Consider the following 15103-nt stretch of genomic DNA (forward strand, 5'->3'; position numbering starts at 1 on the left):
TCTGTTTAGAAAACAAGAAAGCCGAACTATAGGTTCGGCTTAATTTGTTAATCTTAGAAGCTTAGCAACTTAGAGTCTCAGCATCTTAGAAACTTAATCTTGAATATACGTTTTATTTCCATTTTTGTTAATGTAGTATTTACCGCCTCTTGGACCTGTATATACTTTTTTGCCATTGTACTCGCCAGTTACTTTGTCTGGGACAGCAGGAGCTTTTTCGTTAGTTTCTTTTAAAGTTTTTGCGGCCGATTTTTTGGCAGCTGTTGCATCTTTTTTAGCAGCGTCAGCTTTTGCGGTCGTTTTCTTGGCATCGGCTTTGGTTTTGTCAGCAGAGCTTTTTGCTTTGTCAGCGGTACTTTTTGCTTTATCAGATTCTACAGTTGCTTTTTTGGCATCAGCTTTAGCTTTTGCAGCTTCTTTGTCGGCTGTCTTTTTTGCTGCGTCAGCAGATTCTTTTTTGGCTTTTGTCGAAGCAGCTTTTGCGTCATCTGCTGCTTTTGTAGATTTTGCTGCTTCCTTTTTTGCGTCGGCCGAAGCTTTGTCTGCACTTGCTTTCGCTTTTTTTGCTGAAGCTTCTGTTTTACTTTTCGTAGTTTTTGCAGTTGTTTCCTGAGCATAAAAATTAGAAGAGAAAACAACCATCAAACAGAACAATACTAATTTTTTCATAAGGTTAAAAGTTTAAATTTCAATTAAAATTAAACAATTTATTGTCATCTTTTTCGCAACACATTAAAAATATGCACGAAGCTGAACGTTTCCCGTATGAATCGTATTTCCCGTTTCGCTTTTTCTGCCCTGATAATTTAAATTGACATCCAAAAATGACGTAATGTTCTTTTGCAGAAGCAGTTTCCAAACCAAATTTGATCCCGCTTGAAGTCCTTCGAGCATCTGAAAACCGACTGATGAAAATTCATTTCCGTTAAATTTATTTTCATAAAAAGAAAATTCGCCATTCACCGTCACTTTCTTTTCGCCTGCATAAGAAAAAGAAGTTCCGATTCTATTTTGATCTAAAGTTTCGAAATTTCCCATCTGATTTTTTTTGTTTTGAAGCTCGTAAAAGAAATCCAATTTGGTGTTTTTTGAGAATAAATAACTGACTTTTGGTGCCAGTTGCCAGCCTTGAATATCATAGTTTTTTTCAACAAAATCTTTAGAAACCAAATCGGTTTTTATGGTTTTGGTGAAGAAATTAAATAGCCAGCTGTTTTGGTATAAATGGGTGTACTGAATTTGATGCGAATAATTCTGTACATGCTGCGAACCAACAGAAAGCAGACTTTTACCTTTATTAATCAAATAAGAATACGTAACCGAATGTTTTTGCTTGCCTCGATTGTAAAATAAACTATTTCTGAAACTCGAATTCAATCCTAAAATATTGTCTTCTGAAGAATCAAACGGATTCAATTCTAATTTTTCTCCATCGCTTTTCACCTTTCGATCCATTATAAAAGAGGTCTGATTGTAAAAATAAGACAGCAGTTTTTTAAAACCTTTTTCATTCTGCCATTGCAACGGATTTAAAGTTAAGGATTGCGAAAACTTATTTTGGTTGGTTTTGATGTAAACCTGATTTGGAAGAAAAACCCTTACATATCGCGCCTGATCTTGGTAAACCGCAACTTCAAATTCTTCCAATTCCTGAATTCCGTTGCCGTTATAATCATTCCAAGTATAAACACCTTGACCTGTCGGGACTTCTACATATGTAAATTCTTGCTGTGCAATAGTTCCAGAACTAGTTTCGTAAGCCGTTCCAATCTGCATAAACTGATTAAAAAAACGATCATTGTATAAAATTCTCGAATTTAATGAAGGTTCGTTCTGTCTAGATTTATCAGTAAAATCTAAATTTCGATAACTTGCATAAACGGCTAAATCAGTTGTTTTGTTCTGGATCAATTTTGATTTTAAATAATACGTCTGCGAATTATTAACGTGCTGTAATAATCCATTTTGCAAACTATCGTTTCGTCTTTGTAGAAAACCAACTTCAACAAAAACTTTAGTGCTGTCGCCGCGTCCGGTAAATACTCCATATTCTAAAAATCTTTGGCTTACAGCCGAAAACTGATTGGTAACTTTATCTTTTTGCTGATTGTCTTCCAATTGCATAGTTCCTCCAACCCAATTTTTTCCAAAATGATATTTAGTCCTGGTCTGGTTTCTAATGAACTTTGAAGTCGAAGTTGTGGCGTCAGAATTTAGAAAACTTCCGTTGTTTTCAATCGTCCAATTTTTCAATTTGAATAAAGCGTTTGTTGTATGCCTCGCTCCAGAATAGCTCTCACTAAAATCTAATTTCTCAAATTGATAAGTCAGCAAACCAATATTTGAAGTTTCTTTTTTCGAAAATAAGTCAAAATTCAAACCCGTAACCAAAAGGCTTTGATTGCCATACAGAGTTCCAGTTAAATTCCAATCGCGATTAAATTCAATATTGTACAAACGTTCTACCGATTTGAAATTCTGCTGTACATATTGATAATTTGCAAAAGCATCTAAATTCCAGCTTCTAGAAAAAAGGCGTTTTTTAAGATTGGTTTTAAAAGCCACCCCTTCATTATTAGCATCATCAATTCCAGAAAATAAATTCTGGTCATTATTGCTGACTGCCAATTCAAAATCAACCAACGTTTTCTCATTCGGATTATATTTCCCTAAAAAAGTCGCCACCTGAAGTTTCATTGGCGCGACAAGCTGTACAATTGGCTCGTAATTTCCTTGTAGAATTCCGTTTACAGGTTCAACATATTGATAAATACGTTCAACAGAATTATTGTTTTGAATAATATAATTTCCAGCATTCGCACCAACTTGACTAAATCTTACATTGTACAAAACATCGGCAGGATTATTTGAATATTCATAAGCTTCAACCGAATTGACCAATATTTTTTTGTACAGAATTTTATTCTCCGCATAGGTATCTTCATAGGCAGAAGGCGCTTTCATCAAATTAATATCATCTCCAGCTTGGCTTAAAATCTGAACTTGTTCTGGAGAAAGATTTTGCTGCAAAGGCTGATTTTTCATGTCATTTTCAGAATATACATAACCTCCAAAACTCCAGTTTTTGTTTTCATGCGTTGCGCCTGCGTATGTCACAAGACGATTGTAATTTCGTTCAGAATATTGGTATTCGACATTAATACGCATTTCTGAAGTGATGGTAAAAAGTGACGTAAAGACAATTTCTCCGGCATTGTAATCAATCACATAATCATTGTTTTCGCCTCTTTTTAATAAAACGCCGTTTACATAAACTCGTTCTGATCCCGAAATCACGAGAACATACAATTCGCCATTCTGGCCTTTTAATTTATACGGACCTTGATTGCCTTCTTGTCCTGTAAAAGTACTTTTGGCATATTGGCCTTTTACAAAAGCGACTGAGGCAAAAACATTGGTTTTACTTTTTTCGGTATCAAAATCGAAGTTGGCAGAAAGTCCTTGAACCTTTTTATTAAAGCCTAAAAATTGGGTTTTTCTATTTTCTAAAAAGACATCGCCGGCGCGAATGTTCCAATCGTCACTAAAAAGTTCTATGAAAATATTATCAAACTGATCGAGTTTCTGCGAATAACCGCCATCTTGCAGCGGAATATTATTATCTTGGAGTGAAGCTCTTAAACTCACTTTGTCCGATAGTTTTCCTGTAATCTGCAAGTCTAAATTGGAGTTTAAAACCGTACTTTGATTATTTCCCACCGTAACGCCTCGAGTAATGCTTCCAGAAGTTTCAAGTCCGTCAAAAGGAGTTGCTTTTTTTGCGTTTGAAGTGTTGTCTATTCTGTACAGTTTGTCTGTTCCAACATCACCGCTTACAATCTGATCCGATTTATAAAGGCTATATTCTTTGGTTAAGAAGTCAGGATAATTAAGATAATTGACAATCAAAGTATCTGAAATAGCTGGGTATTTTTCATTAAAAAGCAAATATCCTTTTTGAAAATCGACCTTATAGGAAGTCGAATCAACAGGTTCGTTTTTAGAATTTAGAATCTGAAAAAATCCAGAGTTGATGGCCACTTTTTCTAGATGAATGGTGTCTTTTGAAACTACTACTTTTTTGGTTTTGTACAGCGATTCAGTTTCCTGAGCCTGAAGCACAGAAAACCAGAAGAAAACCGTCAAAAACAGTAATTTTTTCAACATAAATACTCTAAACTGTAAAAAGTCAAAAGTAGTATTTATAATCAAGAAATTATGAGGCTTGTATTTATTGAAAAATGAAGCGTTTTGAGATTTTTAAAATCGGAGAGTAAAATAATTGCAGAAAAAATCTCATAGTAAGCGAATCTTTTTTTTAGCTTTGTTTAGGATATAACTAACTTACATTATGGATACTAGCAAAGAACTTTTATTCTTTTTTAGTGCTTTAGGAGCTTTCAACGGAATTATTCTCGGAGTTTATTTCTTCTTTTTTACCAAGAAAAAACACCTGACGAATTATTTTCTGGGTGCGCTTTTGTTTGCTCTAAGTATCCGAATTGCAAAATCTGTATTTGTTTATTTTCATCCGGAGCTGCCAAAAATGTATCTCCAGTTTGGACTAACAGCTTGTTTTTTTATTGGGCCTTGTTTGTATTATTTCGTCAAATCAGCGGTTGATGAAGTTCAGATAATGCCAAAATCTTGGAAGTTTATATTGGCATTTTGGGGAACTCTTATTGTTGGTGCGGGAATTTTGTACCCTTATGAAACTTATTCTGATCTATGGAGAAATTATTTTATACTGGTCATATACTTTCAATGGTTTGTTTACATCGTTTTTTCAGGATTTACTATTAGAAGTATTTTGAAGAAAATTTTCAGCAGCAAAGAAAAAACAAGTCCGTCAGAACTCTGGTTTGGGACATTGTACTTGGGAAATTTTCTCTTATTTCTATTTTATTTCTTGGCGATTATGGGAGCTTCGGCAGCTACTTATATAAGTGGCGCAGTGGTTTTTTCGTTCATTTTATACTTAGGAATTTCGATTCTTTTGTACCGAAAAAAAACAGACGATTTGTTTTTATTGAATGGAAAGATTTCGAATAAAAAAATAGATCCAGCAGAAGCGACAATCTGGTCAGAAAAACTGGAGAACGCCATGTATGAAAAGAGTCTGTACAAAAATCCGAACTTGACACTTCAAGATTTATCCCAAGAAATTAATATTTCAAGCCACCAACTGTCGCAGTTTCTGAATAACAATTTAGGAAAGAATTTTACGAGTTATGTAAACGAATTTAGAATCAGTGAAGCTTGTAAAATTATTACATCTTCAGATAAATTGACTCTAGAATCCGTTGGCTACGATGTTGGTTTTAATTCTAAATCTACTTTTTTCGCGGCCTTCAAAAAACATACGGGAACAACCCCACTTAATTATCAAATTCAGGCTTTACAACCTTAAAAGGGAGTATTAATTTATAAATCCGTACTCCTGATTTCGCTTTTTGCAATCTCATTTATTGATTTTCAGATGACTTTTGTTTCAAATAAAAGTCAAACAGCTAATCATTAAAATTTATGAGATTTCTAAAATGGGTTATCATTTCTATTTTTTTTCTTGCTTTTTCATCAATAGAAATAAAAGCGCAACGCTTCAAAAATGTTAAAGACAAAAGTTATTACAGCGATGATGTGATTCTCGGAAAAAAGCCATTAAAGTCTGCTCAAGATACTGTGCTTAGTAAAGAGAAAGAGCAAAATGAATTAAATGAAGTGGTTATAAAAAGCCAGCCTTCATTGCTAAAATATGGAGCAAACGGAAACATTGATGTCAATGTAAACGGAACCGTTCTGGCAACAAGCAGTTCGGTAAACGAATTGCTTGGAAGAGTGCCAAATGTTGTGGTCGCCGACGGAGAAATTAGCGTTGTCGGGAAAGGCGAAGCCATTATTTATCTCAACGGAGTTTTGATTAATTACGAACGGTTTGCCGCAATTCCAGTTTCTCAGATTCAAAAAATTGAAGTTATTTCCAATCCTTCTTCGAGATATGATGCCGAAGGAAAAGCGGTGATCAATATTATAACCAAACAAAATATGGATAGTGGTGTAATGGGAACTGTCAATCAGCATGTAACAGTGTCTAAATTTGGAGGAACGCTTTACAACACGCTTTTAGATTTTAATTATTCTAAAGGGAAATTCTCTTTTGTAACTAATTACGGTTTGCAGTTAGGAAGAAATCGCGAGCTGCTGTATACGACCAGAACCCGACCAAATCCAGATGATTTTATGAAATCTGAATTGACAACCGATTGGAAAAGAAGATTTAATAATTATTCGAATTTCGGATTAGGGCTTCAGTATAGTTTTTCTACAAATAATTATATTTCATTGGCTTATAGCGGAAATGTGAGCGATTTGGGCGGCATTACAGTAAGCAGGAATTCGATAACCAACAATTCAGGAAAAAGTTTTTATGCTACAGATGTTGACCGAAATGATGTTTTGTTAAATCAGTTTGCCAATTTGAATTATAATTGGATAACTGCTAAAGGTTCTACATTATTTATTGGATCACAATTTTCAAATTACAATCAAACGATAAGAGATTTTATTGAAGAAAACAATTTGGTAGAACAAACAGATTCTGAAAGATTTTTAAAGAATAATGTTGGAAGCAGAATCAATATAATAGCTGTTCAAGCCGATTATTCGAAGAAAATAAATGAAAAGACAAAACTCGAAGCAGGAGCAAAGTTTAGTAACGCCACGATAAACTCAGGAACAGATTTTTTGATTTCTGATGACGAAATAAATTTTGAATTCGACGATGAGCTTTCGAGTGATTTTAAATACAATGAAAAAATTGCCGCCGCTTACTTTAATTATATTATGACATTAAACGAAAAAGTTAATTTTTCGCTTGGTGCACGCGGTGAAAAAACAAGCTATAATTTGTTTACAAATGCCAACGGAATTCAGAAATTTGATAAATCGTACGGTAATTTTTTTCCAAACGCACTTTTGAATTTTGATCTTTCAGAAGATTGGAAAGGACATTTCTCTTATGTTTCCAGAATTACAAGACCCAGATATCAGGCTTTAAATCCGTATGTGATTTATCAGGATCCTTTTACTACAATTGAAGGAAATCCAAATCTGCTTCCAGAAAAAACACATGCTTTTGAAATAGGCACGATGTACAAAAAGTTCGATTTTAAAGTCGGTTACACTTATAAAATTGATCCTATTTCTGCAGCTGCTTTGCGAGGAGATACACCAAACAGTTATATTTTAAGAGCACTGAATCTTGAAAAAGGGCATACTTTTTTTACCTCGCTTTCCAGATCTTTCAACTTCAAATGGTGGAACTCTGTTAATACAGCCAGCATCACATGGCAGAAATCGGTAGACAATTATTATGCATTTGCTTTTAGTCCGGTAGAACCTCAGATTTATTTATATACTAATAATACATTTACGATTCCTAAACTTTTTAAGTTGCAATTTTTAGCTTGGTATTTAAGCGACCGCAGCTACGGATTAGGAAGCGAAAACGGCCGTTCAACCATAACTTTAGGAATAGAAAGAAATTTTTTTAAAGACGCACTAAAACTCAATTTTACCGCAAACGACATCTTTCATAAGTTTATGGTTTCAGGTGATTATAATGTCGGGCAAACCCAAATTTATTATCACCGAACCTATAGTACTGATTATTTTAAAATAATTGCAACTTACAATTTTGGAGACTCAAAAAAGGTGACTTATAAGAAAACTGAAATTGAACAGTCGGAGAATAATAGGACGAGGTAGATTACTTGATACTTTCTGATAAAATCATTAAAACAAGAATAAGCACAACGCAAAGAAAAACTGAATTAGGATTTGCAAAGTTGATCGTCCAGCCAAATTCTTTAATTCTCTTTGGAGGAAAAATTCTTTTATCTTCTGGATTGTAATAGAAAAGTCCCCATACCCAATTGTCTGGATCTTGTTTCCAATTGTTTTTGTTCTTTTTCAAGGTTAATTGTTGTGGTTCATAAATTTTATTAAGAGATGTTTTCTTTCCAATATTCACTGTAAAAATTATCTGTTTTCATTAATTCTTCATGATTTCCAAACTTTGTTATTGTTCTATTTTCCAATATATAAATCGTATCAGCAATATTTCTTAATTTATGTAAGCGATGCGAAATGAATAAAACCGCACAATCTTGTTTTATTTTTTGGAGTAACTGAATAGTGAAATTCTCAGTTTTTCGATCCATAGCTGAAGTGGCTTCATCTAAAATTAAAAATTGTGGCTTTTTAAAAAGAGCTCTGGCGAGTGCGATAATTTGTTTTTGTCCGCCACTTAAATTGATTCCTTCTTCACCAACAATTGTCATTAAGCCTTGTGGTAATAGGTCAAAATATAATTCAAAACCATATTTGCGGATAAAATCAATCATGTTTTCAAGCGTTTCTGTAGCTCCCAACAAAATGTTGTCTAATACATTTCCGTTGAAAATTGTTATTTCCTGTGGGACTACACCTAATAATTCTCTATAACTTTTTAATCCAATTTCAGAAAGCTTATATTTATTATTAACTGTTATATTTCCGATTTCATACGGATAAAAGCGTTTTAGTATTTGACCTAGTGTACTTTTTCCACTGCCACTTTCTCCAACAATTGCAATAATTTTGCCTTTTTCAATTTCTATATGTAAATCATGAAATAAAAGGCTTCGCCCTGGAAATCTAAAAGAAATATTTTGAATTGAAATTTTATTTATTTCAAAAATTTCTAAACCATCTTCATTTTCTTTTTCGATTGATGCAAATTCATACATTCTGTTAAAAGCTATTTTAGCTTCGTTTATCGGGATTGAAATTAACGCTAAATTTGCAATCGAAGGAAGTAAGGAGCCTACAATTCCTAAAATAGCCATCAATTCTCCTATTTTGATTTCTTTATTAAAAACTTGAATTGAAGCATAAATTAAAACTCCAATCAAAAATAAAACACTTGCAAAACCTGATTGCCATGATAGAGAAATATTTATTTTTTCTAAATTGAAAATTTTCTCCTGAAAACCAGAAAAAATATTTTGATTTAATTTGCTAAAAATATATTGTTTGTTGTAGTTTTTTATAGTTGAAATGCCTTGAATTGTATTGATGAAGTTGCTTTCTGTCAAAGCATAATTTTGCATAACATCCACTTGGGATTTTATAATGTTTTTATTATTCCTGTAAATTATATAGAAATAAATTGGTAAGCTTAGTAACGAAATTATTCCTAATTGCCAGGAAAAACTAAATAGAAAAACTAAAGAAATAAGTGCAACCAATGTATCAATAACTAATGAACTCGTTAAGGTTTTAATAACACTCTGTATTCGTTGTGTGTCATTTAATCTAGCTATTAATTCGCCTATTTTTCGTGTATGGAAAAAAAGTTTGGGCAATTGTAATAATGAAGAGAAAAAGGTATTATTTATTCGGTTGTTGAAATCTTTAGATTGTTGTATTAAGAAGTGCTGTCTTAAAATTGACAATCCAACTCTTGCAGAAAGTAGGATGAATAGTAGTGTGATTCCGGAAATTAATTTGTTTATATTATTTGAAGGCAATATATCGTCGATTAATTTTTGAGAAAAGATAGCCATTGCCATTCCTAGTCCAGCAACAAAAATACCAATGATTGTCGAAATGATTAATAGTTTAAAATCATCTCTAAGTAAGGTAATGAAGTACTTTTTTTTCGTTTTTTCTATTTGTTTCTCAGTTACAAATTTTGAGTTTGGAAATAGTAACAAGCAGTTCTTTGATTGCCATAATTGGTCAAGATTTTTTTCCGAGATATAATTTATTCCGATAGCTGGATCTCCAATTATAAATCCTTTTTCTTTATCATATTCATAACAGACTACATAATGATCTGAATTGTTTTCTGTTTTGATTTGTAGAATTGCAGGTTCTGTATTTTCTTTTAAAGTATCTGTTGAAATGTTAAATCCTTCGGCATCAAAACCAAGATTGTTGGCAACTTCATACAAACCAAGCATAGTTGTTCCCTGAGACGTTGTGCCACTTAGTTCTCTTAGTTTTTCCAGCGAATAATTGCCTTTATAAAATTTAATTATGGATAGTAAACAGGCAACTCCACAATCAGATCTGTCAAGTTGTAAAGTATGGGTGTTTCTGATGTGTTTTGAAATCATTGATAATGTAGCTAATGAAACTATATTTTATCTTTAACAATATCGTTTGGTGTAAAATAGAAAACGTTTGGTATTGGATTTAAAGGCACATGATCTTTTACAATATTTTTTAATCGAATTAGATTATAATACATGCCTTCAAATTCATTTTTGTATATAATACTTCCATTATCCCATTTTATATCACCTGGTAAACCTTCAACAATTATGAAATCAAAGAAAGCTTTTATTTTACCTTCTTTTTCTGCTTGTTTAACCACATAAGTCATACTTTGTATTCGCTCTGGAAAATCAAATATTGAGGCTCCATTCTGCAATTCATAAAATAAAAAATTGCATTCATCAAAACAAAAATGCTCAGGTCTGCTAAAAACAAGTTTATAATCTTTGCTTTGCTTAAATAATGTGTTGGTAAATTCAATATTTCGGTACAAACAAAATGTACCAGTTATGAAATCGTGTCTGCTACTTACAACATCATATTCTGAAAGTAATTCTTCAGTCATAAAATCTCGTATGTTGCCATAAACCATATCAATATCACCATGTCCCCAAAAATCATAGTCCTGTAATATGTCAGAAAAAATAAAACCATATGCAGGTTTGAAATCGCATAGTTTGTACGGATATTCGAGATTAACGGTAAAACCCAATTTTTGTGAAGCTAAATTTCGAATGTCATCAGGAGTTTTGTAAATAATCTTTACATTTTTGGGTTTGTTTGGAATAGTTTCGAGGTTATTGGTAATTATTATAAAATCAACAGTTGGATTGTAGACGCAAGAATGGACAAAATACGGAAAATACCATGGATAATCGCCATACCAACATGTAAGCATTGCAATAGAAGTTAATTTTGTCATTGTTTATTTATTTTCTTCAAGATGTGATCAATTTTTACTTGACCTTTTATTTTTTCTAATAATTGTTGTTGATTATTATAGATTACAATTGTTGGAAAAGCTTTAACATCAAATGTTTTAGAAAAGACAACTTGTTTGTCATAGATGAAATGAATGTTATCATGATTCAATAACTGATAATTTTCGGCAAATTTTTTGATTTTTAAAGGTGATTCAAATGAAATAAATATCAATTGTGTGTTTTTGAATTGCTCAATGTTTTTCTTAATTATTTCAACTTCAGTATTGCAAAACTCACATTCAGTATTAAAATATAAGAATATGGTTGGTGTGTTTTTTTTTAAGTTATGATTGTTGAATAAAACCCCATTGATATCCTCAAATGAAAATTCAGGTATTTTTTTGATATTTTTTGTGACCTCATTTTTATGATTTATTCTAAAAATTATTTTAGTTATCAGAAAGGATAAAAGAATCAAAACAGTTAGGGGCAAAAATATTTTTAACGGCTTTTTCATTTTTCTTCTTTTATAAATTAAGTGTAATTAAGAGTGAAAAACATTACTGTCGCAACCCATAAAGCTAATGATGGTATATAGCTTAAGCCAACTATTTTTAATCCATAGTCAGCATTTGTGTTTGTTATTTTGCCAATTTGATATGCCAAATAAATAATGTATGAGAGTTCAAATAAATTGAGTACCTGAAAAGGATAAATGAACCATGTTTCCAGATTTTTGTAACCCACAATATTTAAAGCTGATAAGGGGTAGAAATTTTGAACATCTATTAAATTGTAGTCAGGTTGAAAAAATAAAAACCAAAGAGTTTTAATTATTGGAACTAATAAAAAAATGAATTCTGTATTGAGAGCAATATTCCATATTTGTTTAAATTTCAAATCTCGGCTATTTAAGAATAAGCCAACATAAAGAATTGTTGCAATAATCGATGTTTTAAGTAAAAGCATTATTGAAATATAGAAATATGTCAACGAATGCCATTTATCCTGAAATTCAAAATACTTCTCGATTTGTTGTAATGTGAAAAAATCTGAAAGATAATCACGAATTAAACTATTTAGATGTAGAATCCTACTTGTTATTTCTGCTATAATTATAAGTAATATTGAAAGTATTATATATTTTGCAAAAGGACTCTTCATAAAGTAAATATTTTACGATTGTTAATAAAAGCACTACCTCTTTTGAGGTAATGCCTTTCTTTTCAATACTATTATCTAGTTAATCTAGCTATTCCAGCATGCTTTTGCCATTGTATTCCAAAACTGAGAAGTTGAATTAGCACCAACATTTGCCCACACAAACATGATACCCACTGTACCACAACCATATCCGCTTCCAGCCATAATGCTTTCCATTTCAGATGTAGTGAGTTTATTCCCAATATTTGCAAGACATATTTTTTTTACTTTTCTTTTTTTCATGATTTATGTTTTTTTTAAATTAAAAACTTACTTTTCTTTTATAAACATATACAACAATAACATGTTCCATATTATAAGCATTATGAGTAAAAAATGAATCCAAATATTGTCAATTTGAAAAAGCAATCTCTCATTACAAAAAACTAATATTGAAGCAATAATGTTAAATGAAATTATGAACAATTTTGATCCTATTTTTTTCATAGTGTTAAGTTTTAAAAGCAATTTGAAGATGCAGCAGAATAAAATCCTCCAATAGCTCCACCAGCAAATAGCATCCCAACACCACCTCCGATAGCTGAGGCAGCTCCCATGAATCCAATTCCAACGCCCATTAAAAAGCAATTTCTACCTGTACTCCCAGCCATAACATTCTCCATTTCATCTTTTGTCAATTTGCCTTCAATATTGACAAGACTCATTTTTTTGATTTTAGTTTCAATTTTTTCCATGATTATATAATTTATTGGTTAATATTAGATTATCAGAATAAATGATATAGCAAATTTATAATAGGTCACAAAAAAGTCTCAACCGAAAATCGGTTATTAAAAACCTGAATTCGAATAATTGTAAAATAATTCTTATGTTTATATTTGTTTTTTAAATTGTTAATTATGAATAAAATTGTAGGAGATAATCTAAAAGTTTTGAGAAAATCAAAAAATATGTCGCAAGAAGAGGCTGCGGATCATTTGAAAATTTCTCAATCGGCTTATGCTAGAATGGAACGTGGAGAGAGTACATCTTGGGCTATCCATTTTAATAAAATATGTCAGATTTTTGAAATATCTCCAGAAGAATTAGTTCGAAAAGGATTAGGAGATTCTGTTTATGAAAGTCTAATGAATACAGAACGACAAACAGAGATTGCAATGTTAGGGGTTTATAGAAAAATTATAAAGCAATATGAGTTGCAAATTCAAGATTTGAAAACCATTATAAGACACTTAAATAAAGGCAAAAATTAAATAATTGGGAGTTAATTTCTTCTTCTTTTCAGTTGAGTATAGGTTATAAGAATTCCAACTGTAGATAAAAACGGACCGATTACTAATCTGAAATCTGAAAAAGAGATGTCTTTTATGTCTTTTGCAAGTAATGGACTTAAAGATATACTGATGTATAATAAACCAAGAATAATGAAAACTAATAAGAAGCCTTTTTTGCTCATTTTAAGTTCTTTAGAAAGAAAAGTAAATATAATCAAAAATTGACTAAATAAAGAAAATTCTTTCGAAATAAAAAAGACCTCACAATTATGTGAAGCCTTTTCAATAATTTTCGAATTAAATAATTACCTTTTATAAAGCAATATTAGTTTAATTCTTTAGTCACAATCTGCATGGTTTCACGGCTAACTTGTTTCAACAAAACTTCTTTGTTAGCTTCAACAGTTTGAGCAGCTTCTTCTGTAAAGTGACGAATAGTATATAAGGTTACATTCTCACTATATTCTACTTTGAATTTTTTAGAAAGAATAGCATTCAATTCTGGGAAATTTCCAAATTTATCTTCCACACAAACAGAGAAACTAATTGCTGAGTTCTGGATCAAATTCACTTTGATTTTGAATTCGTGGAATAAACCAAAAATCTCACTAATGTTTTCTTCCATGATGAAAGAGAAATCAATTGATGAAAGAGAAATCAAAAGTTGTTCTCTTTTTACAATAAAACATGGATATTGAGGCTCCAAATCTACGCCTTTTGATACACAAGTTCCTTTTAATAAAGGGTTGATAAACGATTTTACGTATAATGGAATTTCTTTTTTCTGTAACGGCTGTAATGTTTTTGGGTGAATAACCGTTGCTCCGTAAAACGCCAATTCGATAGCTTCACGATATGAAATTTGGTTTAGCAAACTTGCATTTTCAAAATAACGAGGATCGGCATTCATAACTCCAGGAACGTCTTTCCATATCGTTACACTTTCAGCATTTAAGCAGTAAGCAAAAATTCCAGCAGTATAATCAGAACCTTCACGTCCAAGAGTTGTAGTAAAGTTATTTTCATCTGCACCCAAGAAACCTTGTGTGATGTTTAACTGTTTTCTTGGAACATTTTTGCTGATATTTTGCTGTGTAGTTTCCCAGTCAACTTCAGCATCTCTATAGTTTGCATTCGTTTTAATGAAATTACGAACATCAAGCCATTGCGTCTGAATTCCTCTGAAATTCATATAATGACTTAAGATATTAGTCGAAATCAATTCACCAAAACTTACCACCTGATCATAAACAAAGTTGTAATTTGGAGATTTATTATGGGCCAAGAAGTATTCTAATTCGTCAAACTGAGCATTTACAGCCGCAAAAACAGCATGATTTTCATCTTCAAACAAATCCAATAAGATCTGATTGTGATATTTTTTAATTTCTTGAACAGAAGCATTTAATTCTGTCGATTTTTCAAAGTAATTCTTGATTACAACTTCAAGAGCATTTGTTGTTTTTCCCATTGCCGAAACTACAAGAATTACGTCTTCGTAACCTACTTTTTGTAAAACGTCATAAACGTTTTTAATTCCATCTGCATCTTTTACTGATGCACCACCAAATTTAAATACTCTCATTTTTAATTTTAGATTTTTAGATTTTAGATTCCAGATTTAAGGAAATCTAGTAT

General features: G+C 31.6%; 14 protein-coding genes. 3 read left to right on the top strand and 11 right to left on the bottom strand.

Features of this window, described 5'->3' with window-relative positions; all coding sequences use genetic code 11:
* Positions 1 to 93 precede the first annotated feature (93 nt).
* Together GR162_RS17150 and GR162_RS17155 are read right to left on the bottom strand one after the other, a co-directional pair.
* Positions 94 to 669 (bottom strand): hypothetical protein, encoded by a 576-nt coding sequence (locus tag GR162_RS17150; protein ID WP_035691322.1) that lies wholly within the window; start codon positions 667 to 669, stop codon positions 94 to 96.
* Positions 670 to 732: 63 nt separating this feature from the next.
* Entirely contained in the window at positions 733 to 4167 is a 3435-nt protein-coding gene (locus GR162_RS17155) for a hypothetical protein (protein WP_160783116.1), read from the bottom strand.
* A 184-nt stretch (positions 4168 to 4351) separates the two neighbouring features.
* On the opposite strand from GR162_RS17155, the gene GR162_RS17160 reads away from it, so the two are divergent.
* Together GR162_RS17160 and GR162_RS17165 are read left to right on the top strand one after the other, a co-directional pair.
* Positions 4352 to 5410: an AraC family transcriptional regulator gene (locus GR162_RS17160; RefSeq protein ID WP_160783117.1), complete on the top strand. Its 1059-nt coding sequence runs from the start codon at positions 4352 to 4354 to the stop codon at positions 5408 to 5410.
* A 116-nt stretch (positions 5411 to 5526) separates the two neighbouring features.
* On the top strand, positions 5527 to 7767 hold the full coding sequence (locus GR162_RS17165) for a TonB-dependent receptor domain-containing protein (RefSeq protein ID WP_160783118.1): 2241 nt from the start codon (positions 5527 to 5529) through the stop codon (positions 7765 to 7767).
* A 1-nt stretch (position 7768) separates the two neighbouring features.
* Here GR162_RS17165 and GR162_RS17170 read toward each other — a convergent pair whose 3' ends face one another.
* The 7 genes from GR162_RS17170 to GR162_RS17200 form a co-directional block, all read right to left on the bottom strand.
* Positions 7769 to 7975 carry a DUF5808 domain-containing protein gene (locus GR162_RS17170; RefSeq protein ID WP_160783119.1) on the bottom strand — a complete coding sequence of 69 codons (207 nt, stop codon included), beginning with the start codon at positions 7973 to 7975 and terminating at the stop codon, positions 7769 to 7771.
* Positions 7976 to 8003: 28 nt separating this feature from the next.
* Positions 8004 to 10163 carry a peptidase domain-containing ABC transporter gene (locus tag GR162_RS17175; RefSeq protein ID WP_160783120.1) on the bottom strand — a complete coding sequence of 720 codons (2160 nt, stop codon included), beginning with the start codon at positions 10161 to 10163 and terminating at the stop codon, positions 8004 to 8006.
* Between the two features lie 20 nt (positions 10164 to 10183).
* Entirely contained in the window at positions 10184 to 11026 is an 843-nt protein-coding gene (locus tag GR162_RS17180) for a DUF6625 family protein (RefSeq protein ID WP_091135481.1), read from the bottom strand.
* Positions 11023 to 11544, bottom strand: a complete 522-nt coding sequence (locus GR162_RS17185) for a peroxiredoxin (RefSeq protein WP_160783121.1) — start codon at positions 11542 to 11544, stop codon at positions 11023 to 11025. Before GR162_RS17185 ends, GR162_RS17180 begins: the two co-directional genes overlap by 4 nt.
* Positions 11545 to 11561: 17 nt before the next feature.
* Positions 11562 to 12191 carry a hypothetical protein gene (locus GR162_RS17190; RefSeq protein ID WP_160783122.1) on the bottom strand — a complete coding sequence of 210 codons (630 nt, stop codon included), beginning with the start codon at positions 12189 to 12191 and terminating at the stop codon, positions 11562 to 11564.
* Between the two features lie 84 nt (positions 12192 to 12275).
* Positions 12276 to 12473, bottom strand: coding sequence for a hypothetical protein (locus GR162_RS17195; RefSeq protein ID WP_160783123.1), 198 nt, complete (start codon positions 12471 to 12473; stop codon positions 12276 to 12278).
* Positions 12474 to 12688: 215 nt separating this feature from the next.
* Positions 12689 to 12925 (bottom strand): hypothetical protein, encoded by a 237-nt coding sequence (locus tag GR162_RS17200; RefSeq protein ID WP_160783124.1) that lies wholly within the window; start codon positions 12923 to 12925, stop codon positions 12689 to 12691.
* 165 nt (positions 12926 to 13090) lie between these two features.
* On the opposite strand from GR162_RS17200, the gene GR162_RS17205 reads away from it, so the two are divergent.
* The gene (locus GR162_RS17205; protein WP_160783125.1) at positions 13091 to 13444 is read left to right on the top strand and encodes a helix-turn-helix domain-containing protein; all 354 of its coding nucleotides are present in this window, start codon (positions 13091 to 13093) and stop codon (positions 13442 to 13444) included.
* A gap of 11 nt (positions 13445 to 13455) precedes the next feature.
* On the opposite strand, the gene GR162_RS17210 is transcribed toward GR162_RS17205, so the two are convergent.
* The gene (locus GR162_RS17210) at positions 13456 to 13647 is read right to left on the bottom strand and encodes a hypothetical protein (protein ID WP_160783126.1); all 192 of its coding nucleotides are present in this window, start codon (positions 13645 to 13647) and stop codon (positions 13456 to 13458) included.
* A gap of 143 nt (positions 13648 to 13790) precedes the next feature.
* Positions 13791 to 15050 (bottom strand): aspartate kinase, encoded by a 1260-nt coding sequence (locus GR162_RS17215; RefSeq protein ID WP_160783127.1) that lies wholly within the window; start codon positions 15048 to 15050, stop codon positions 13791 to 13793.
* Positions 15051 to 15103: the final 53 nt, after the last annotated feature.

The sequence above is a fragment of the Flavobacterium sp. HBTb2-11-1 genome, assembly GCF_009826975.1.
GTDB lineage: Bacteria > Bacteroidota > Bacteroidia > Flavobacteriales > Flavobacteriaceae > Flavobacterium.

What these genes read in the sequence shown, in the direction of transcription:
- GR162_RS17160 (WP_160783117.1), top strand. Translation starts at nt 4,352, where the DNA reads ATGGATACTAGCAAAGAACTTTTATTCTTTTTTAGTGCTTTAGGAGCT.
- GR162_RS17205 (WP_160783125.1), top strand. Translation starts at nt 13,091, where the DNA reads ATGAATAAAATTGTAGGAGATAATCTAAAAGTTTTGAGAAAATCAAAA.
- GR162_RS17215 (WP_160783127.1), bottom strand. Translation starts at nt 15,050, where the DNA reads ATGAGAGTATTTAAATTTGGTGGTGCATCAGTAAAAGATGCAGATGGA.
- GR162_RS17165 (WP_160783118.1), top strand. Translation starts at nt 5,527, where the DNA reads ATGAGATTTCTAAAATGGGTTATCATTTCTATTTTTTTTCTTGCTTTT.
- GR162_RS17180 (WP_091135481.1), bottom strand. Translation starts at nt 11,026, where the DNA reads ATGACAAAATTAACTTCTATTGCAATGCTTACATGTTGGTATGGCGAT.
- GR162_RS17185 (WP_160783121.1), bottom strand. Translation starts at nt 11,544, where the DNA reads ATGAAAAAGCCGTTAAAAATATTTTTGCCCCTAACTGTTTTGATTCTT.
- GR162_RS17210 (WP_160783126.1), bottom strand. Translation starts at nt 13,647, where the DNA reads ATGAGCAAAAAAGGCTTCTTATTAGTTTTCATTATTCTTGGTTTATTA.
- GR162_RS17200 (WP_160783124.1), bottom strand. Translation starts at nt 12,925, where the DNA reads ATGGAAAAAATTGAAACTAAAATCAAAAAAATGAGTCTTGTCAATATT.
- GR162_RS17195 (WP_160783123.1), bottom strand. Translation starts at nt 12,473, where the DNA reads ATGAAAAAAAGAAAAGTAAAAAAAATATGTCTTGCAAATATTGGGAAT.
- GR162_RS17155 (WP_160783116.1), bottom strand. Translation starts at nt 4,167, where the DNA reads ATGTTGAAAAAATTACTGTTTTTGACGGTTTTCTTCTGGTTTTCTGTG.
- GR162_RS17175 (WP_160783120.1), bottom strand. Translation starts at nt 10,163, where the DNA reads ATGATTTCAAAACACATCAGAAACACCCATACTTTACAACTTGACAGA.
- GR162_RS17190 (WP_160783122.1), bottom strand. Translation starts at nt 12,191, where the DNA reads ATGAAGAGTCCTTTTGCAAAATATATAATACTTTCAATATTACTTATA.
- GR162_RS17150 (WP_035691322.1), bottom strand. Translation starts at nt 669, where the DNA reads ATGAAAAAATTAGTATTGTTCTGTTTGATGGTTGTTTTCTCTTCTAAT.